Below are 18,518 nucleotides of genomic sequence, written 5' to 3'. Positions count from 1 at the left end.
CCACCCGGCTCTGACAGTCATCTGCCTGCACCCGAGCGTGCGGCGCTCCGTCGATGTCCGTCTCGTAGGGGCGGACGTGTTCGGCGGCATGCTCGCCCAGGTCACTACAGCCGTCGCGGCAGCCCAGGTGAACGGCGCATCTCGACTGCGGCGAGCCGCTGTTGACCGTGGTTGACCGCACCTTTCTGCTGGTGACGGCGTCTGCCAAGAGGGGAGGACGTTTAAACGACCTTGATTGCTGTGTTTAAACGCTCCGAGGTTATATTTCTTGACGTTGTCAGGGGGGTTGGCTGTAAACATGGCCGAGCACTTGAGAGCAGAGGAGGAACGTGGACGTCGACAAGATGAGCCAGGCCGAGGCCGAGGGACTCGCCTCCTTCGACCCGAAGAGGGCCGAGACGGGGATCCTGTACGCCTGGGCCGAGATGAGCGATGAGCGTTGCTTCATGGCCGTGCGGCCTACGCACGTCAACCATCTCGGCATTCTGGCCGATGTTTTCGTCTGGGACGATGGCCGAATGCGTGAGGTCAACATTCAGGGAATGTGGCTGGCTGATGGCGCCGGTGGATACTACTTGCCCAACGACATCCCGATGGGGCGCTACACGTTCAAGGATCTGCAGATGATTGCCAATGAACATGCCCGCGCTGCAACCTTTTTCCGGTCGATAGGACAGTTCTGAAATACGGCATGAGGCCCCGACGGAACTCGGGGCTTTCGTGTGTCCGAAGCCGAAGGGACTGTTCCGTGGTCGAGACTCCAGCGTGACGGCACCGCGTACGAGTTCCGCGGTGGCAGATGTGGTGATCCAGTCCGTCCCCCGGCCTGCCGCGGCGGAATCGGTGATGTCGTCGCACTCGGTGGTCGTGATCGCGGCGTGCCGACCGGGCACCCGGTTCGAGTAGATGCCTCCGGTGCGGCGAAGGCGGCTGCTCCCCGGGTGGCCGGCGAACCACCGATGAGTTCCGCCGGCCGGGCCGGTCTACCCGGACGTACGCCATCGAGACACCGACTGGAGACCCGCCATGACCACTCCCGCACACCCCGGCCGCATGCTGTTCGTGAACATCCCCGTCGCGGACCTCGAACGCAGCAAGGCGTTCTTCACCGAGCTCGGGTTCGGCTTCAACCCCAAGTTCACGGACGAGACCGCCGCCTGCATGCTGGTCGGCGAGCACGCCTTCGTCATGCTGCTCACCCGCGAGAAGTTCGCGGAGTTCGCGAAACTGCCGACGGCCGACCCCACCACGCACACCCTGGCGTTCTACTGCTTCAGCGTGTCGTCCCGCGACGAGGTCGACACGGTCAGCGCCGCCGCACTCGCGGCGGGCGGTACCAAGGCGGACGACGCCGAGGACTACGGCTTCATGTACTCACGCAGCTTCTACGACCTCGACGGCCACGGCTGGCAGGTCATGTGGATGGACCCGGCGGCGGTGGAACAGGGCCCCGAGGCGTTCGCGGCCTCCACCCTGGACGCCGACGCCCCGGCCTGAGGCTCCGCGGGCTGATTACCGGTCAGGCTTCTCACGCGTTGGGTGTGACCCGGACTTGATCGAGTGGCGGGGTCATGGCTCGGGCTGCGAGGGCGGCGGCTCGTGAGGATGGTTGATGGTTGCATTATTACAACTAGATCACCATCTTCACCGATTACCCGCATTTAACGGGCTCGCGTAGATAGTTTCACCTCTCACGTACTGAAACAGGGGGGTCCCGTGAGCTACTACCAGCCCCAGCCGCCGTTCCAGCCTCCGCCCGGGCCGCCGACTGTCCGTCCCGCACCGAAGTGGGCTCGCAAGCGATACGTACTGCCCGCCCTGGGCCTGGCGTTCATCATCGGCGCGGGCAGTGCCGGTGCCGACAGCCAGAACCCGAACGCGACGAAGTCGGTGGCCGACGACAAGGCGCGGCCGACGGTCACTGCCACGGCCACGGTCACCGCGACAGCCACGGCCACGGAGACGGCGAAGCCGAAGCCCGCGCCGACGGTGACGAAGACGGTCAAGGTGAAGGTGACTGTCACCGCGCACGCCGCTGCCGCGGGGTCGGGAACGGGCGGCAGTTCGACGTCTGGTGGATCGTCGTCCAACGGCGGGTCCAGCTCGTCGGGTGGCTCCACTTCCGCGGGCGGCGGTGCGACTGCTCTGTGCAATGACGGGACGTACTCGTACGCCGCTCACCATCAGGGGGCCTGCTCGCATCACGGTGGTGTGGACGTCTTCTACCGATAGCTGACGTCCCAGGTCGGCGCTTCGACCGGTGGCGTGATCACGGGACCGGCTGCCCTGCTGAACCGGGCGGCCGGTCCCGCGTCTTCGGTCCCGAAGCGACTCGGACGGGGTCGCCGCCTCGGGCCGTAGTTGCCGTGTCCTGCCGGCGCTTGTGACAGGGGTGTCTTATCCGCAGCCTGGCTCGATCGGTCAGGAACGGCCGTTCCGGCCGCTTCGGGGCGACGGCCGGGGGAGGGCGTTGTCCCTGCCCGTCCCGGACGGCCCCCCAATAGAAGATCCACCCGAACGGCAATGCCTCCACGCGTAGGACCTGCGGATCGTACTCGACACGACCCCGTACATCGCCGATCTCGGCAAGCACCAGTCGGCGCGCGTCCTCCTCGGTCGGCATCGCCGTCCGCGATGACGATGGTCCTACCGACGGCGGCTTTCGCCCCGGACAGTTCCCATGCCTTGCAGCCGTGGCGGTTGCCGGGCAGGGGCCGGCCGACAACGACGACCAGGCGGGTGTCCGCGTCGATGACTACCTGATGGTCGGTGGAGTGCCGGTAGTTTTTCGACTGCTCGGCGATGGTGTGATCGCGAGTGGGCACCAGGGTTCCGTCCACGATCAGCACGGCGTCCTTGCGGAACCGCTTGCGCTGTTGGAGTGCGAGCGACGGCCCGAGATGGTCGATGATGCGGTCCGCCGCCGACTTCGATACCCCGAACAGCGGTGCCAGCTGGCGCAGCGTGAGGTTGGTGCGCCAGTACGCGGCGACCAGCAGGACACGGTCCTCCAGCGGCAGACACCACGGGCGGCCCTTGCGAACCGGGTCCGCGCCTTCGCGCCGCAACGCTGTGATGGGCTTGCCGAACTGTCGCGGGCTCAGTTCGCTGAACGGGGCTGTCCAGGAAGGCTCCGGCGCCGTGATCACACCGGTCACCGCACGATCATTGCAGTGCTGCCCGGTGCCGGCGGACGGGCTCAGACCGCGGGACTCCCGTCAGGACCGGACGCGAAGGCCAGGATGTGGGGCACTGCCTCTCGAAGACTGACGAAGTGCCGATGCACGCCCTCCACGGCGTCGGTGGCGTTCACACCCCACACCGTCATCCCCGCCCGCAGCCCGGACCGCACTCCGGACGGGGCGTCCTCGATGACCAGGCAGTCTCCCGGACTGGCGCCAAGCTGCTCAGCTGCTCGCAGATAGGGGACGGGAGAGGGCTTGCCCTCCTCGACCGCGGCCGCGTCCACGATCACGCCCGGCACCGGCAAACCCGTTCGCAGGAAACGGCCGCGCACCCGGTGCTCGTAGTTCGAGGTCACCAGCGCCCAGGACTTCAGTGGCAGGCCGTGCAACAGCTCCGACGCGCCGTCGAAAGCCCCGTAGACGCCGGAGCGGACGTCTTCGTCTTCCAGCTCGTGCAGCGTGGCCAGGCACTCACGCGGATCGTGGTCCGCAGCGACCTGGGCGAACGTCTCCATCGGCCGCGTCCGTAGAGCCACCTGGTAAACCTCGTCCGCGTCCAGCCCGTACCGCTCCGCCCAGGTTCCCCAGACCCGACGCTGGTTGCTCACCGCGTCGATCAGCGTGCCGTCGACGTCGAACAGCACGTACTTCATGCGGACTTGCCGCCCAGGTTCGCTGGTCACGTGTCGATCATGCCAGGCAGCGGGCAGGCCATTGCGGAACAAGCTCAACCCTGGTGCGGTCGACCAGGACCATCCGGGAGCGGCACGGTGGACACTGTCGGCCGCTCTCTGGCCAGGTGATGCACTGCCGTCAGAGGTTCCGTGCAAGTTGGCCTGTCACTGGCAGGCCCTATCGTCGGCGCCATGGGTGATCACTTCCAGACCATCGTTGATCTCGATGCCACGCCTGCCGAGGCCTCGGCACTCGCGGTCCGCGCCCTCGATTGGCTCGTTCGAGAGGGGATCGTGCTGGCCGGGCGGACCGACTGCGTGCTCGGAGCACGGTCGGGAAACCCACCTGGCGAGCACTGGGCGAAGGCAGTCGCCGAGCCGGACTGGGAGCCGACGGACGGCCTCAAGTCGGAGATCGGACGCACGGTTTTCCATGGTGGGCAGGGTGATGCGCAGTACGCAACCTGCCCACGGTGCGCCAGCCGGACCTACTTCTACACCGAAACCTGGGAGAGCATGGAGAATGCCGGCGAAGCGTTCGATGGTGCCTTCAATGCCTGGCACGAGACCGGAGAGGCGACCGTCACCTGCCAGCACTGCGAGTCGGCCTCTGACCTCCGCGCCTGGAAGTGGGCTGACGACTTCTTCGCGTTCGCCCACCTCGGCTTCGAGTTCTGGAACTGGCCCGAGTTCGCGCCTCGGTTTCTGGCTGACTTCGCCCAAGCGCTCGGCGGACACCGAGTGGTGCGCGTCTGGGGAAAGCTATGAGGACCGGAGTTCACGCCAGAGGCCGAAGAAGCGAAGTGAAGGGGCGGGTCTCTGGCCTGCGGTCGTGCAATCGATCAAAGCCGCGACCTGCCGCTTGGCTGTCGGCGGTTGTCAGCGTTGGTTGTGGTTGAGCACCCTTTGGCGGCCCCGGGACGGCCCCGGGACCGGCCACTACTGGGCTTCGCTTCGGCCCGGCATGCCAAACTGCGGCCGTGGAGGAGATCTACCGACTGTGGTTGGCGGCCGTGCCGAGCCCCATACCTGAGAACGAGGCTCGGATCTATTGGAACTGCAAGGATGATCCGACCCCGGTTCTGGACGAGGGCTTGCGTCGCGCCTCCTTCCTCCATGTCGGTTCCTGGGGTGACGAGCACGAGCCGGAGAATCTGCATGCGGGCCAGGGGCACTGCCCTGCCAACCGGCTGCACAGCTGGCTCTTCTACCTAGGGACGATCGATCGCTATCAGGCGCCGTTGCTCGACGAAGAGCTGATGGCCCGGATGGTCGAGCTCTACCGTCCCCGTTCCAGCGATCTCCCTGCCGACGCGATCGACCTTCCACGGCTGGAGGGCTTTCTCCGCGAGCACTTGGGGCTGTACCTCCTCACTCAGGAACCCGACTCGGAGACGTACAGGTAGATGTTGCGCTTGGGCCGACGAGGGCCAGGGGGCGGACGGTTGACAAAGCCCAGGGGCCCCCGTCGCCCCAGTCCTGGGGCCTCACCACCACGCAGCGGATCCCGTTGATCGAGACCGTGTAGTCGTCGACGTCCCGGATCGCCTCGGCCTTCAGCGTCACGTCATGGCGCGCCAGGGCCGGTGCCAGCGTTCGAAGGAACCTTTCGACCCCGCCCTCGGCCGGTTCCTCTCCGTCCGCGGAGAACTCGATCTGCTCGAAGAGTAGGTCGAAATGCATCGGATAACAGCCGGTCGTGACCTCCGTTGCGGATGTGGAGGGGCTTGGGGCCGTCCTGGACGCCGCACACGCAGCGGACCTGGGTGCCGACCGGGCAGGCCGACCGGTTGCCGGGGCCGGGACGCTCTGTCGGTGCCGTCTCGTACCATCCGCTCCTGATCGAGCAGTTCGGATGGGGAGGCGACCTGGATGGGTGGAAACGCCTGGCGTGACACGGGCCCGTATCGGCGTGACCTGGCGGCCGCGTTCCGGCAGGCCCAGGAGGACGAACTGGCGCGGGACGACCACGGTTTCGAGGGCCGGTCCGTCGAGGAGCTGTGGAACAGCCCGGAGTGGCAGGAGTACATATTCACCGGCGGCACGGGCAGCGTGCTCGACTTCCCGCTCATGATCGAGGCCGCGGACACCGACGACGGGCCGTTCATGCGGCCATTGTCCGATGGGGAAGTACGTGCGTGGGCTCCGCACGGGCGTCCCACCTACGAGGAGTGGGATGCCGCTCTCGACTCCGAGCGGTTGGACTTCCCGTGGCGTGGCCAGGGGAACTGCGTTGTGCTCTACCGCGACGGCAGGCCGGAGCGGATCGGCTACTGGGGGGTGACCTGCGACTAGGGCCCGAGCCGGCCCGTGGCTGAGGGCCGCCGTCCGCACTGCGGACGGCGGCCCTCAGGGGGTTGGTCGCGGCAAGCACCTGTCGGACTGTGTCGGTCAGGTGTCTGCCACGACCGGCCTGGCCCCCGCTCTCCGACCAGAGAGGGGCCTGGAGTCGGTCGACGTTCAGACGGCCGGGGCCGGGTACGTCGGGTACTCGACGCCGGAGACGTGCTGGACGACGCGGATGACCTGGCAGGAGTAGCCGAACTCGTTGTCGTACCAGAGGTAGAGGATCGCGTTGTCGCCGTCGACCTTGGTGGCGCCGGCGTCCACGATCGACGCGTGGCGCGAGCCGATGAAGTCGCTGGAGACCGCGTCGGGTGCGGTGGTGAAGTCGATCTGGCGCTTGAGCGGCGAGGTCAGCGACACGTCGCGGAGGTGGTCGAGGACCTCCTCGCGGGTGGTCTCCCGGCCGAGGCGCAGGCTCAGGATCGCGATCGAGACGTCCGGCACCGGGACCCGGATCGAGCTGCCGGTGATCGGCGCCTTCAGGTCGGGCAGCGCCTTGGCGACGGCGGAGGCGGCGCCGGTCTCGGTGATCACCATGTTGAGCGGCGCGGAACGGCCGCGGCGGTCGGCCTTGTGGTAATTGTCCAGCAGGTTCTGGTCGTTGGTGAACGAGTGGACGGTCTCCACATGGCCGCGCAGCACACCGTACTCGTCGGCCATCGCCTTCAGCGGCGGGACGATCGCGTTGGTGGTGCAGGACGCGCAGGACAGGATCTGCTCGTCGGGCTTGATGGTGTCGTGGTTGACGCCGTGCACGATGTTGGGGACGTCGCCCTTGCCCGGCGCGGTCAGGACGACCTTGTCGATGCCCGGACGCAGGTGCTGCGAGAGGCCCTCGCGGTCGCGCCAGCGGCCCGTGTTGTCGATGAGGATGGCGTCCTTGATGCCGTACGCCGTGTAGTCGACCTCCGACGGGTCGCCCGCGTAGATCACCTTGATCTCGTTGCCGTTGGCGACGATGGTGCTGTTCGCCTCGTCCACGGTGATCGTGCCCTGGAACTGCCCGTGGATGGAGTCGCGGCGCAGCAGCGAGGCGCGCTTGACGATGTCCTGCTCACCGCCCCGGCGCACGACGATGGCGCGCAGCCGCAGACCGTTGCCGGAGCCGGACTTCTCGATCAGCAGCCGGGCGACGAGACGGCCGATGCGGCCGAAGCCGTAGAGGACGACGTCGCGCGGCTCGCGGCGCTCGATCTTGTTGCCGCCGGTGGCACCGGCCACGGCCTCGGAGGTGAACTCCTCGACCGAGAGGCCCCGGTCGTCGTCGCGGTACGTCGCCGCGAGCATGCCGATGTCGATCTGGGACGGGCCGAGGTCGAGCGTGGTCAGGGCCTGGAGGAACGGCAGCGTCTCGGTGACCGAGAGCTCCTCGCCGGCGATCTGACGGGCGAACCGGTGGGTCTTGAGGATGCTGACCACCGACTTGTTCACCAAGGAGCGGCTGTGCAGCAGGACCGTGACGTCCCGCTCCCTGTGCAGCTTCCCGATCATCGGGATCATGGACTCCGCGATCTCCTCGCGGGTCTTCCAGTTCGTGAACGAGTCCTCGTTGACAGTCACAAGTCCATCTTTCGAGCTAGGCAGTGCTCAAATGATAACCCGTGGCTCATTCGAGCTCCGAGCAGGGGTTCGATACCTGGCTTTCGGGGCTCGGCGTGCGGTCGGCGTGGGCGTCCGGCGCCGTCCTGCGCCGTCCCGCGAGCATGCTGACCGCGTTGGCGACGACGACCGCGCCGATGCCCGCCGTCTCGGCCCAGCCCAGCCGCTGGTCCAGGACGACCAGGCCCGACAGCGCTGCCAGCACCGGGTTGACGCTCATGAACAACCCGAAGGCCTGCGCCGGTACGCGGCGCAGCGTGAACAGGTCCGCGAGATAGGGCACCGCGGACGACAGCACCCCGGCGGCCACCGCGCACCCCGCGGCCGCCACGGTCGGCGGATGCGCGACGGCGACCACGGCCCCGACGGGCAGGAACACCAGGGCGGAGACACCGGCCGCGGCCGCCGACCCCTGCGCGCCGGGGATCCGGCGGCCGACGGTGCGGTTGAGGAGGATGTACGACGCCCAGCAGGCGGCGGCGAGCAGACCGAGCCCCGCCCCGAGGTAGTCCGCGGAGGGCCGCGGCCGCATCAGGACGGCGACACCCGCCGCGGCGACCACCGCGCAGTACGCGTCCACCCGCCGGCGCGCCGCGGCCAACGCGATGGCCAGCGGCCCCAGGAACTCCAGCGTCACCGCGAGGCCCAGCCCGATCCGGTCGATCGCGCTGTACAGGGACAGGTTCATCGTCCCGAACACCAGGGCGAGCAGCAGTACGGGCCACCACTGCTGTCGGGTGAAGCCGCGCAGCCGGGGCCGGGCCACCGCCAGCAGGACGGCCGCCGCCACGTACTGGCGTACCGCGACGACGCCGACGGGACCCAGCACGGGGAAGGCGAGGGAGCCGACGGCGGCGCCGACCTGGTTGGACAGACCGCTGCCGACCATGGTGCCCACCCCGGCCAGTGCGCCGCGGGCGCTCTCGGGGCGGTGGGCCGGTGCCGACGGACGCGGGGGAGCGTTATGCATACCCCGAGCGTCGACCACGCCTCCCACCCACGAAAAATGCATAGGCTGATCCGTCTATACGCTTGAGTCATGGACGGCACCCAGGTCGAGCTGCGGCAGTTGCGCTGTCTCGTCGCGATCGTCGACGAGGGCACGTTCACGGACGCCGGCATCGCGCTCGGCGTCTCCCAGGCGGCGGTCTCCCGCACCCTGGCCTCGCTCGAACGCGGCCTCGGGACCCGGCTGCTCAGGCGCACCTCCCGCGAGGTGACCCCGACGGCGGTCGGCCTGAGAGTCGTCGCGCACGCCCGGCGGGTGCTCGCCGAGGTCGACGGCCTGGTCCGGGAGGCCACCTCGGGCCACACCCGGCTGCGGGTGGGCTACGCCTGGGCGGCCCTCGGCCGGCACACCCTGACCTTCCAGCGCCGGTGGGGCGACACGCACCCGGAGACGGAACTGAGGCTCGTGCGCGCCAACTCCGCCACGGCCGGCCTGGCGGAGGGCGGCTGCGACCTCGCGGTGGTGCGCAGGGACCCGGGCGACCAGCGGTTCGACTCCGCGATCGTCGGACTGGAGCGGCGCCTGTGCGCCCTGGCGGCCGACGACCCGCTGGCCCGTCGGCGCTCGGTGCGGCTCGCCGAACTCGGCGGCCGCACCCTGCTCGTCGACCGGCGCACCGGCACCACCACGCCCGAGCTGTGGCCCGCCGACGCCCGTCCGGCCGTCGAGGAGATCCACGACGTCGACGACTGGCTCACCGTGATCGCCACCGGCCGGTGCATCGGCATGACCGCCGAGTCCACCGCCAACCGGTACCCGCGGCCCGGCGTCGTCTACCGGCCCGTACGGGACGCGGAACCCGTCGCCGTACGGCTCGCCTGGTGGCGCGACGATCCGCACCCCGCCACCCAGGCCGTGATCGAGGTGCTCACCGAGCTCTACCGCCAGGGCTGACGGACCCGTTCCGCTCGTTGCGCCGAGGCGTGCATGGCCGCGGCCGTCCTGGGTACGCGAACCCAGCCGCGCCCGGCGCCCGTGCGGGCGGGGCAGACCCGAAGACCGCCGCTACCAGGGGACCCGCGATGGAGACACCCGCCCACCACGAGGCCGGCAGCACCGCCCGACGGGCGCTGACCGCGCTGGCCGAGAACACCCAGGACATGGTCGCGCTGGACGCGCTCGCGCACAGCGACGTGCTCGTGCCGGTACCCGACGACGCCCCCGAGGAGAGCGCCGCCGATCTCACCACCGTGGCCCTGCCCGTCCTGGAGCACCAGGGCGGGGAACCGGTGGTACCCGTGTTCACCTCGGAACCGGAGATGGCCCACCTGCTGCCGTTCGTCTCGCGCTACCGCCTGGTGCCGCTGGGCGCGCTCGCCGCGCAGTGGCCGGACGACGAGCTCTCGCTCGCCATCGACGGCGCCGCCGACCACGCCCTGACGCTCACGTCGGAAGGCGTCCGCACCCTGCTGGCCCGGCCCGGGGACTGAGGGGCGCACCCCGGCGGCCGGCGGGACCCGACCGCCGGATCCACCGGGGGGAACGGCCGGTCCCGAGGAGCGCGGGCGGTCCACGCGCCCTCGCGCGCCCCGGCCCCGCCGGGGTGGGGTGAGCGGCGCCGACCCCGTTCACCCATCCGATCAAGGCTAGGCCCGTGCGCCGGCGCGCACGCTCCGGAATGCGAAGCCGGTGTCCGTAATCCGCACCCGGTTCGCCGCTCGCCGTCACCTCGTACGCCGTCACCTGGTACGCAGCGTCTGCGACGGCGACTCCCCGAAGCGGGCCCGGTAGCGCTGCGCGAACCGCCCGAGATGGGCGAAGCCCCACGCGTAGGCGACGTCGGTGACCGTGGTCGTCCGCGGATCCGCGGACCGCAGCTCCTCACGCACCCGCCGTAACCGCACTTCGCTGACGTACGACATCGGGGACATGCCCACATGCCGGCGGAAGGCGTCCTGGAGGGTACGCACGCCGACCTGGGCGATGGCGGCGAGGCTCGTCGCGTCGTACGGTTCGGCCGGCCGGTCGTGGACGACGTCCATCACCCGTTTCACCGGCGCCGGCCGCAACCGGGGGCCGGGGATCTCCAGCTCCTCCCGGTAGTTGTGCCCGGCGGCGTACAACACGCCTTCCAGCAGGGTCCGTTCGATCGACGCGCGGATCAGCGGCTGACGCAGCAGCCCGCCCGGCACGTCCTTCTCCGACAGGGACCACCGCGCCAGGTTCGCCCAACTCAGCCCAGGACCCTGCGCGATGTCGACGTACGACGCGAAACGGGGGCGGCCCCCGAGCGGTCTGCCGAGCAGGCCCTCCAGCCGACGGTGCATCGCCGCCCGGTCGAGTTTGACGGCCAGGGCCCGGCAGTCGCGGGACCATTCGTCGACCTGGACCGGACGGTCGGGGTCGAGGAAGAGGGCCCGGTCGGGAGTCGCGTACGAGAAGGACCCGTGTCCCTGTCCGACCCGGAACCGGCCGGTGAGCGGCAGGGCCACGTGGTAGGCGCGCGGCTCGACGAACTCCATCGCGACCTCGGTGCCGAAACTGAGTTCTCCGACGGTGAGTTCACCGAGCTCGACCACGCTCATCTCGGTGAGGAAGGTCTCCGGGGAGCCCGCCACGTCCAGGCTCAGATCGTAGTAATGGCTCGCGATCGCGTCATGGGACTCGTCCACGCATCGCGTGCGGTAGCTGCTGAACCGGACTGCCCGCTGCCCCTGGTCCATGGCGACGCTCCCTGCTGCGGCCTTTGCCGTCCTGTGCGGCATTCGTGGAGCATGATGGCACCGCGGGCGGGTCGCGCCGACCCTTCCGGCGGCGTGTTCGTCACCGACGGAGCACGATGCCGCATCCCGCTCCGCGTACGTCCGTACCGATCGCGCCGACCGCGGACCGGCCGGGGCACGGTCCAGAATGACCCCATGCTCTGGATCTCCGGCGTGGCCGGCGGGCTCGTCCTCCTACTCGTCCTCAGCAGCATCCTGCGCACCCTCGTGGTGCCGCGAGGTCTCTACTCCGTGCTGGTCTTCCGGCTCTGGTGGCTGCTGCGCCGGCTGCTGCGGCTGGCCGCGCCGTCCGGCGGCTACCGTGCCGTCGACCGCGCGCAGACCTGGCTCGCCCCCCTCATGCTGATCGGCATGCTCGCGACCTGGCTGGGCGGGGCCCTGATCGGCTACGGCCTGCTGCTGTACGCGTTGTCCCCGCTGTCCTGGACGACCGCCTTCCGCGAGGCGGGTTCCAGTCTGTTCACCCTCGGGTTCGCCAGCGGCGCCCGGATCAGCCTCTCGGCGCTCGACTTCGTCGCGGCGGCCACCGGCCCGGTCGTCATCGCCCTTCAGATCGCCTACCTGCCCACCCTCTACGCCGCCTACAACCGGCGCGAGCTGGAGGTCACGCTGCTCCAGTCCCGGGCCGGGGAGCCCGCCTGGGGCCCGGAGATCCTGGCCCGGCAGTGGCTCGTCGACACCGAGACGGCCCTGCCCGAGCTGTACCGGTCCTGGGAGCGGCTGGCCGCCGACATGGGCGAGAGCCACTCCACCTATCCGGTGCTGCTCGCCTTCCGCTCGCCCCGGCCGTACCGCAACTGGCTGGTCGGACTGGTGGCCGTGATGGACGCGGCGGCCATGCAGCTCGCGCTCACCCCGCGGGTCGCCCCGCCGGAGGCCCGGCTGGTGCTGCGCGCCGGGTTCACGGCACTGCGGGACATCGCCCGCTCGGTCCGCCTCCCGTTCGACGCGGACCCGGCGCCGGACACCCCGATCCGGCTCACCTTCGCCGAGTTCGAGGAGGCGGTGGCGATGCTGGAGCGCACGGACTTCCGCGCCGAGCGCTCACCGCGCGAGGCCTGGCCGCACTTCCAGGGCTGGCGGGTCAACTACGAGGCCATCGCCCACGAGCTGTGCCGCCGCTGCGACGCGGTACCGGCGCTGTGGACCGGCCCCCGCGACTTCCGGGCCGCCTCGGTCTCGCCGCAGCGCCCGGCCGACCGGCGGCCGCAGTCGCCCGCGGCGGGGCAGTGAGGGGACGGTTCCGGCTGCCGGTACGCCGCTGACATGATCCGATCCGCCGCGTTATGCTCCTGGCGCTTGCGACGGGGGAGCGGCACCGGGGGTGTCGCGGTACGCAACAGGGCGGGGGCCACGGATGGTCGAGGACGCGCGACCGCGCGCAGGGTGGGGACCGGTGTGGGCCGCGGCGGCCGTCGTCGCGGCGGGTGCGGTCGTCGGGCTGGCGGCGGAGTTCCACTGGCTGGGATGGACGTCGATCCCGGGGGGTTCCTGCGGCAGCGACCTCGACCCCTGCCCCGACGGCACCATGCCGACCATCCTGCTGGCGTTCCTGTGCACCTTCGCCGGGGTCGGTGCGACGGGCGCGGCCGTCGCCGCGTTCGCACGGATCCGTCCCGGCCGGACGCTGCCCACGGTGCTCGTCTCGGTGGGCGTGCTGCTCGCCCTGTGGCCCGGCCGGCAGTTCTACGTGTGGTTGCGCGGTCCGGTCCTCGACCCCGTGTGGCAGGCCGACCGCGACCGCCCGTCGACGGTGCGCGGCCTCGGCGTGTGGACCGTGGGCGAGGACGCCGCGACGGTGGTCCGGGTGCGCGGTGACGCGCTCGTCGGGTACGACTCCCGTGACGGGGACCGGCGCTGGTCCCTGACGGCGCCGGTGCGCGCGTCGGTGTGCGGGATGAGCGCGAGCGTCGTCGACGGTGTCGGTCTGGTCGGCTTCGGGCGGTACGCGAAGCCGTGCGACACCGTGTGGGGTGTCGATGTGCGCAGCGGCCGCAAGCTGTGGGAGCGGAAGATCAGCGGTGTCCCCGGGTTCACCACCTCCTCGGGCAGCCTGCTCACCGCCGACCACGGCGTGGCCGTGGCGCTGGCGGACGGCGCGGTGCACGGCTACGACCTCACCGACGGCACGCCCCGCTGGACCGCGAGCCTGCGCGGGACGAGCGGGACGAGCGGGACGAGCGGTACGCGGGACGGCGGCCCGGACAAGGGCAAGGGCGGCGGCGCCGACAGCGGCGCGGATGCCGGCACCGAGTGCGAGCCGCTCGTCGGTTCCGCCGCCGGTGGCACCACCAGGGTCGTGGTCACCTGCGTCGGGAGCGACGGGACCACCTCGGCACGGCTGGTGACCCTGGACGACGCCACCGGCCGGGAGATCGGGAGCCGGCGGCTGCCGGTGGAGAGTCCCGTCGACACCGTCATGGTGGTCTCGGCCGACCCTTTCACCCTCCTGCTGAAGGAGCGGGACGCACGCGGCGTCGCCGCCGTACTGGCGTACCCCGGCACCGGTGACGGCGACCCGGTGCAGATCCCGCTCAGCGGGGGCGAGGAGGACTTGGCGATCGTTCCGGCGGCCGACGCCTTCGCCGCGCGGCCCGCGCTGCCGGCGACGGTCGGCGACGGCACGCTCGTCGTGGCGGCCGCGCGGCCCGGTGCCGACGGGCCCGACCGGGTCGCCGGCTACTCGCTGCGGGACGGAAAGCGGCTGTGGCACCAGGACCTGGGCGGCACGGTCACCGCCCTCGCGCCCGCGGGCCGCGGTCAGGTGGCCGTGCTCGGGGGCGCGGACCGGCTGTGGCGGCTCGACATGGGCGACGGGCACCGCCTGGGGGCGGACGACGGGACCATGGTGCGCGACGTCGACGGCAAGGTCGAGAACACCGCCCAGCTCCTGAGGGCGGACGACACCTGGATCGTCGTCAACTCCGACGGCGACAGCCGTCCCCCGGTCCTCGGGGTCAGGGGGTGAGGGACGGTTCCGTCCGGTCGGCCAGCATCCGGGCCAGCACCGCGCGCTGCAACGGCAGCACCTCGGCGTGCAGGTCGCGCCCCTTGCGGGTGAGGGCGACCCACACACCGCGGCGGTCCTCCGCACAGACGGAGCGCTCGACCAGACCGTCCTTCTCCAGCCGCCCGATGAGCCGGGACAGCGCGCTCTGACTCAGATGCACCCGCCCGACGAGGTTCTGCACCCGACAGTGGCTGCCCTCCTGGGGCGACTCGGCGTCGAGGATGTCGAGCACCTCGAAGTCGCTCGCGCCCAGGCCGTGCGGGTGCAGCACACGGTCGATCTCGCACATCGTGCGCGCGTGCACCGACAGGATGTCCCGCCACTGTTGTTCGAGCCGGGCGGTCGCCGTGTTCACTGCCATACCCGCACGGTAACACCGAACCGGCCATTTGTTGACTATGCAACTAGTGCATGCGCAAGCGGCGGACCCGGCAGAACCCGGTCTCGGGGCACCGGGTCGTCGGTCTCAGGCCGCCGGGTCCTCGAGGAGTCCCATCATGTTCCCGTCGGCGTCCTTCACCGACGCGATCAGCCGGCCGTTGCCCACGTCGTGCACGTCCTGCACGGTCTCGGCGCCCGCCGCCAGCAGCGCCGCGAACCGCGCCCGGATGTCGGTGACGTGCCAGAACGGCACCGGACCGGTCAGGCCCTGACCGTGTCCGTTCGGGTTGAGGCCCACGTCCTGACCGGCGTCCTCGAAACCGACGTAGTAGGGCTCGTCCACGTACGGCTCGACTCCCAGCAGCGCGCTGAACAGGGTCTTCGCCTGGGCGAGGTCCTTGACGGGGTAGATGATCGTCTTGACGCCCGCGGTCATGGCGTACTCCTCGGTGAGGTGGGGACCGACAGGCCGATACGGCGCGCCGGTGTCGTACCGGCGCGTTCCGCCGGTGCACTCACGTTAAGCCGGGCGGCCGCTCGGCGGCTTCTCCGATCCTGACCGGTCGGAGACCGTCGCCGGACGGCGGTCCCACCGGCGACGGGCCGGTCCAGGGGGCCGCGGACGGTGCGGCACCTTCCCCCGATGGGTGACCGGCCCGCTCGCCGTACCGGCCGCTCATGCCGGCTCCCGAACAGCGACCGAGCGCCCGCGCCACCGCCCGCTCACGTCGATTCGCGCTTGACCAGTTCGGTCGGCAGGATCACCGCGGCCGGGTCCTCGCCGCCGATCTGGGCGAGCAGCACGCGCACCATCTCGTTGCTGATCCGGTCCCAGGGCTGACGGATGGTGGTCAGTGCGGGCGTGGCCGCGACCGCCGCGGGGGAGTCGTCGAAGCCTCCGACAGCGATGTCATCCGGCACCCGCAGACCGGCCCGCCGCAGCGCGGCCAGCACGCCCTGGGCCATCAGGTCGGAGGCGACGAACACCGCGTCCAGGTCCGGGGCCTGCGCGAGCAGCCGCTCGGCGCCCGCCTCGCCGCTGGCCCGGCTGTAGTCGCCGGGGACGACGAGCCGCTCGTCGAGGTCGACGCCCGCCTCGGCGAGCACCTCCCGGTAGCCGGCGAGCCGCTCCACACCGCCCGGGGTGTCGAGCGGACCGGTGACCACGCCGATCCGGCGGCGGCCGAGCGACAGCAGATGGCGCACCATGTCCCGGGCGCCGTCCCGGTCGTCGGCGGCCACGTAGCTCACCTTGGAGCCGAGCCCGATCGGCTTGCCGCACGCGACCAGCGGCACGCCCGCCGCGCACAGCTCCTCCGCCACCGGGTCCCCGGAGTGGCTGGAGACCAGCAGCACCCCGTCCACGTGACCGGCCGTGATGTAGCGCGCTATGCGCCGCCGCTCGTCCTCGGTGCCCGCCAGCATCAGCAGCAGCGGTATGTCGTGCGCGGCCAGCGCCTGGGTGCAGCCGCGCAGCAGGATGTTGAAGTTGGGGTCCTCGAAGAACCGCTCCTGCGGCTCGGTCAGCAGGAAGCCGACCGAGTCCGACCGCCCCGTGATGAGGGAACGGGCGTGCCGGTTGACGACGTAGCCCGTGCGACGGATGGCGGCGTTGACCGCCTCCTGTGCGGCGGGGCTGACGTAGTGGCCGCCGTTGAGCACGCGCGAGACGGTGCCCCGGGAGACCCCCGCCTCGCGCGCCACGTCATGGATGGTCGGCGGCCTGCGCCGTCCCCCCGCATTGTTCATGGTCACGACTTTACGGCCCCGGACAGCAGATCCAGGCTCCAGAACCGTTGGACGACCAGGAAGAGCGCGACCAGCGGGAGCACCGCGAGGAACGCGCCGGTGATCACCAGGGTGTACAGCGCCGGGGTGTTCGACCCCTGTTCCAGGAGGGTGTACAGGCCGACCGTGATCGGGAACTTCTCGTCGTCGCTGAGCATGATGTACGGCAGCAGGAAGTTGTTCCAGACCGCCACGAACTGGAACAGGAACACGGTGACCAGTCCGGGCACCATCATCGGCAGCGCGATCCTGGTGAAGATCCGCCACTCGCTCGCCCCGTCCATCCGTCCGGCCTCGACCACGTCGGAGGGGACCGCGGCGGCGGCGTAGATCCGGGCGAGGTAGACGCCGTAGGGGGCGAGGACCTGCGGCAGCAGCACGGACAGGTGGGAGTCGGTGAGGTCGGCCTTCGCCATCAGCAGGTACTGCGGGACGGCGAGGATCACCGGCGGCATGAGGACGCCCGCCAGCAGGATGTTGAACAGGGTCTCCCGGCCGCGGAAGCGGTAGACCGCCAGGGCGTAGCCGCTGACGGCCGAGACGGCCGTCGACAGCAGGGCGCCGAGGCCGGCGTAGAGGGCGGAGTTGCCCATCCACTTCCAGTACACCCCGTCGCGGTAGGTGCTCAGCTCCTTGACGTTGTCCGCGAAGCCGCTGCCCGGCAGGAAGGTGAACGTGGAGAAGAGTTCGTGGCCGGACTTGGTGGACGCGATCACCACCCAGGCCACCGGCAGCAGGCAGTACAGCGCGCCGAGCAGCAGGGTCACGGTCGGGACCAGCGCGATCCGGCGGTGCAGCGGCGGTCCCTGGGCGGTGCCCGGGGTGGTGCCGGCGGCCGGTGCGGCCTTGCGGACGGCAAGAGAACTCATCGTGCTGCCTCCTGCTTGTTGCGGCGGTTCGCGGCCCGCAGGAACCCGAAGGACAGCACGAGCGTGACGACGGCGATCAGCGTCGCCTCGGCGGCGGCCGCGTAGATGTCCCCCTTGCCGAAGGCGTCCTGGTACACCTTCATCAGCGGACTCCAGGTGGTGGGCAGGGAGTTGGTGAGCGGATGGAGGGTGGTGGGTTCGTTGAACACCTGGAGCGTCGCGATGATCGAGAAGAAGAAGGTCAGCACCAGCGAGGGCGCCACCATCGGGATCTTGATCCGCAGCGCGATCTGGAGCGGGGTGGCGCCGTCCAGCTCGGCCGCCTCGTACACCTCGGCCGGGACGGCCTGGAGCGCGGTGTAGATGACGACCATGTTGAATCCGGTGCCGCCCCAGACCGCGATGTTCGACAGGGCGAGGTACAGCGGACCGCCGTCCAGCAGGTCCGGCTGCGGCAGGCCCAGCTTCGCCAGTACGAAGTAGAAGGGGCTGACGTCGGGCAGGTACAGGAAGCCCCACAGCAGCGCGGCCACGACGCCGGGGATGGCGTACGGCAGGAAGATCGCGAGCCGGGTGAACGGGGCGAGCCGCACCCGGTCGGAGTCGAGCATCAGCGCGAACAGCAGAGCGAGCCCGAGCATCACGGGTACGACGATGCAGCCGTAGCCGAGCACGTGCAGCGCGCCGCCGAGCAGTTCGTCGTCCGTGAGGGCGGCGGTGTAGTTCCGGAACCCGGCCCAGACCTCCTGCCGGGCGCCCGACCCCAGGCCGAGCCCGGAGACGTGCACCTTGCGGAAGCTGAGCCAGAGCGCGTACCCGATGGGCAGCGCGAAGAACAGGCAGAAGAGGATCCCCGCGGGGAGCAGGAAGAAGTAGGGCGCGTGCAGCGCTCCCTTGAGGGCGGTGGTGGGTGACGGGTGGGCGTACGGGGCCC

Annotated in this window: 19 protein-coding genes and 1 pseudogene; 9 read left to right on the top strand and 11 right to left on the bottom strand. The window is 70.5% G+C overall.

Going from position 1 to position 18,518, the window contains the following annotated elements; genetic code table 11:
* Positions 1 to 329 precede the first annotated feature (329 nt).
* Positions 330 to 683, top strand: coding sequence for a hypothetical protein (locus tag ACZ60B_RS31365; protein WP_469392903.1), 354 nt, complete (start codon positions 330 to 332; stop codon positions 681 to 683).
* Between the two features lie 343 nt (positions 684 to 1,026).
* On the top strand, positions 1,027 to 1,497 hold the full coding sequence (locus ACZ60B_RS31360; protein ID WP_469392901.1) for a VOC family protein: 471 nt from the start codon (positions 1,027 to 1,029) through the stop codon (positions 1,495 to 1,497).
* A 227-nt stretch (positions 1,498 to 1,724) separates the two neighbouring features.
* On the opposite strand, the gene ACZ60B_RS31355 is transcribed toward ACZ60B_RS31360, so the two are convergent.
* The 3 genes and pseudogenes from ACZ60B_RS31355 to ACZ60B_RS31345 all read right to left on the bottom strand — a co-directional run bounded on the left by ACZ60B_RS31355 (position 1,725) and on the right by ACZ60B_RS31345 (position 3,838).
* Positions 1,725 to 2,153, bottom strand: coding sequence for a hypothetical protein (locus ACZ60B_RS31355; protein ID WP_469392899.1), 429 nt, complete (start codon positions 2,151 to 2,153; stop codon positions 1,725 to 1,727).
* A 471-nt stretch (positions 2,154 to 2,624) separates the two neighbouring features.
* A pseudogene (locus tag ACZ60B_RS31350) lies at positions 2,625 to 3,158 on the bottom strand (transposase family protein); the annotation flags it as partial.
* 41 nt (positions 3,159 to 3,199) lie between these two features.
* Complete coding sequence (locus ACZ60B_RS31345) at positions 3,200 to 3,838, bottom strand: HAD family hydrolase (protein WP_469393014.1); 639 nt, start codon at positions 3,836 to 3,838, stop codon at positions 3,200 to 3,202.
* 213 nt (positions 3,839 to 4,051) lie between these two features.
* On the opposite strand from ACZ60B_RS31345, the gene ACZ60B_RS31340 reads away from it, so the two are divergent.
* The 3 genes from ACZ60B_RS31340 (at position 4,052) to ACZ60B_RS31330 (ending at position 6,154) form a co-directional block, all read left to right on the top strand.
* On the top strand, positions 4,052 to 4,627 hold the full coding sequence (locus tag ACZ60B_RS31340) for a hypothetical protein (protein ID WP_469392897.1): 576 nt from the start codon (positions 4,052 to 4,054) through the stop codon (positions 4,625 to 4,627).
* Between the two features lie 212 nt (positions 4,628 to 4,839).
* Positions 4,840 to 5,265, top strand: a complete 426-nt coding sequence (locus ACZ60B_RS31335) for a hypothetical protein (protein ID WP_469392895.1) — start codon at positions 4,840 to 4,842, stop codon at positions 5,263 to 5,265.
* A gap of 466 nt (positions 5,266 to 5,731) precedes the next feature.
* Entirely contained in the window at positions 5,732 to 6,154 is a 423-nt protein-coding gene (locus ACZ60B_RS31330; RefSeq protein WP_469392893.1) for a hypothetical protein, read from the top strand.
* 165 nt (positions 6,155 to 6,319) lie between these two features.
* Here ACZ60B_RS31330 and ACZ60B_RS31325 read toward each other — a convergent pair whose 3' ends face one another.
* Both ACZ60B_RS31325 and ACZ60B_RS31320 read right to left on the bottom strand, forming a co-directional pair.
* Positions 6,320 to 7,765 (bottom strand): glyceraldehyde-3-phosphate dehydrogenase, encoded by a 1,446-nt coding sequence (locus ACZ60B_RS31325; protein ID WP_450663357.1) that lies wholly within the window; start codon positions 7,763 to 7,765, stop codon positions 6,320 to 6,322.
* Positions 7,766 to 7,811: 46 nt separating this feature from the next.
* The gene (locus ACZ60B_RS31320) at positions 7,812 to 8,774 is read right to left on the bottom strand and encodes an EamA family transporter (protein WP_469392892.1); all 963 of its coding nucleotides are present in this window, start codon (positions 8,772 to 8,774) and stop codon (positions 7,812 to 7,814) included.
* A gap of 69 nt (positions 8,775 to 8,843) precedes the next feature.
* On the opposite strand from ACZ60B_RS31320, the gene ACZ60B_RS31315 reads away from it, so the two are divergent.
* Both ACZ60B_RS31315 and ACZ60B_RS31310 read left to right on the top strand, forming a co-directional pair.
* Positions 8,844 to 9,707 carry a LysR family transcriptional regulator gene (locus ACZ60B_RS31315; RefSeq protein ID WP_469392891.1) on the top strand — a complete coding sequence of 288 codons (864 nt, stop codon included), beginning with the start codon at positions 8,844 to 8,846 and terminating at the stop codon, positions 9,705 to 9,707.
* A gap of 128 nt (positions 9,708 to 9,835) precedes the next feature.
* The gene (locus tag ACZ60B_RS31310) at positions 9,836 to 10,243 is read left to right on the top strand and encodes an SseB family protein (protein WP_469392890.1); all 408 of its coding nucleotides are present in this window, start codon (positions 9,836 to 9,838) and stop codon (positions 10,241 to 10,243) included.
* 249 nt (positions 10,244 to 10,492) lie between these two features.
* Here the strand turns inward: ACZ60B_RS31310 and ACZ60B_RS31305 are convergent, their stop codons facing one another.
* Entirely contained in the window at positions 10,493 to 11,476 is a 984-nt protein-coding gene (locus ACZ60B_RS31305) for an AraC family transcriptional regulator (protein ID WP_469392888.1), read from the bottom strand.
* A gap of 195 nt (positions 11,477 to 11,671) precedes the next feature.
* Here ACZ60B_RS31305 and ACZ60B_RS31300 point away from each other — a divergent pair, with 195 nt between their 5' ends.
* Positions 11,672 to 12,769, top strand: a complete 1,098-nt coding sequence (locus ACZ60B_RS31300) for a hypothetical protein (RefSeq protein WP_469392886.1) — start codon at positions 11,672 to 11,674, stop codon at positions 12,767 to 12,769.
* Positions 12,770 to 12,932: 163 nt separating this feature from the next.
* Positions 12,933 to 14,504: an outer membrane protein assembly factor BamB family protein gene (locus ACZ60B_RS31295; RefSeq protein WP_469392884.1), complete on the top strand. Its 1,572-nt coding sequence runs from the start codon at positions 12,933 to 12,935 to the stop codon at positions 14,502 to 14,504.
* Here ACZ60B_RS31295 and ACZ60B_RS31290 read toward each other — a convergent pair.
* The 5 genes from ACZ60B_RS31290 to ACZ60B_RS31270 all read right to left on the bottom strand — a co-directional run bounded on the left by ACZ60B_RS31290 (position 14,494) and on the right by ACZ60B_RS31270 (position 18,471).
* Positions 14,494 to 14,907 (bottom strand): MarR family winged helix-turn-helix transcriptional regulator, encoded by a 414-nt coding sequence (locus ACZ60B_RS31290; RefSeq protein WP_469392882.1) that lies wholly within the window; start codon positions 14,905 to 14,907, stop codon positions 14,494 to 14,496. The two genes, ACZ60B_RS31295 and ACZ60B_RS31290, sit on opposite strands and share 11 nt — an antisense overlap.
* Positions 14,908 to 15,012: 105 nt before the next feature.
* Positions 15,013 to 15,363, bottom strand: a complete 351-nt coding sequence (locus tag ACZ60B_RS31285) for a VOC family protein (protein ID WP_469392880.1) — start codon at positions 15,361 to 15,363, stop codon at positions 15,013 to 15,015.
* Between the two features lie 287 nt (positions 15,364 to 15,650).
* A complete protein-coding gene (locus ACZ60B_RS31280; protein WP_450663348.1) occupies positions 15,651 to 16,682 on the bottom strand; it encodes a LacI family DNA-binding transcriptional regulator in 1,032 nt (343 codons plus the stop codon).
* A complete protein-coding gene (locus ACZ60B_RS31275) occupies positions 16,679 to 17,584 on the bottom strand; it encodes a carbohydrate ABC transporter permease (protein WP_469392877.1) in 906 nt (301 codons plus the stop codon). Before ACZ60B_RS31275 ends, ACZ60B_RS31280 begins: the two co-directional genes overlap by 4 nt.
* On the bottom strand, positions 17,581 to 18,471 hold the full coding sequence (locus ACZ60B_RS31270) for a carbohydrate ABC transporter permease (RefSeq protein ID WP_469393012.1): 891 nt from the start codon (positions 18,469 to 18,471) through the stop codon (positions 17,581 to 17,583). The genes ACZ60B_RS31275 and ACZ60B_RS31270 overlap by 4 nt, the downstream gene beginning before the upstream one ends.
* Positions 18,472 to 18,518 lie beyond the last annotated feature (47 nt).

The organism is Streptomyces sp. NPDC104096 (genome assembly GCF_055584385.1).
This window is presented reverse-complemented; position numbering and strand designations above follow the sequence as displayed.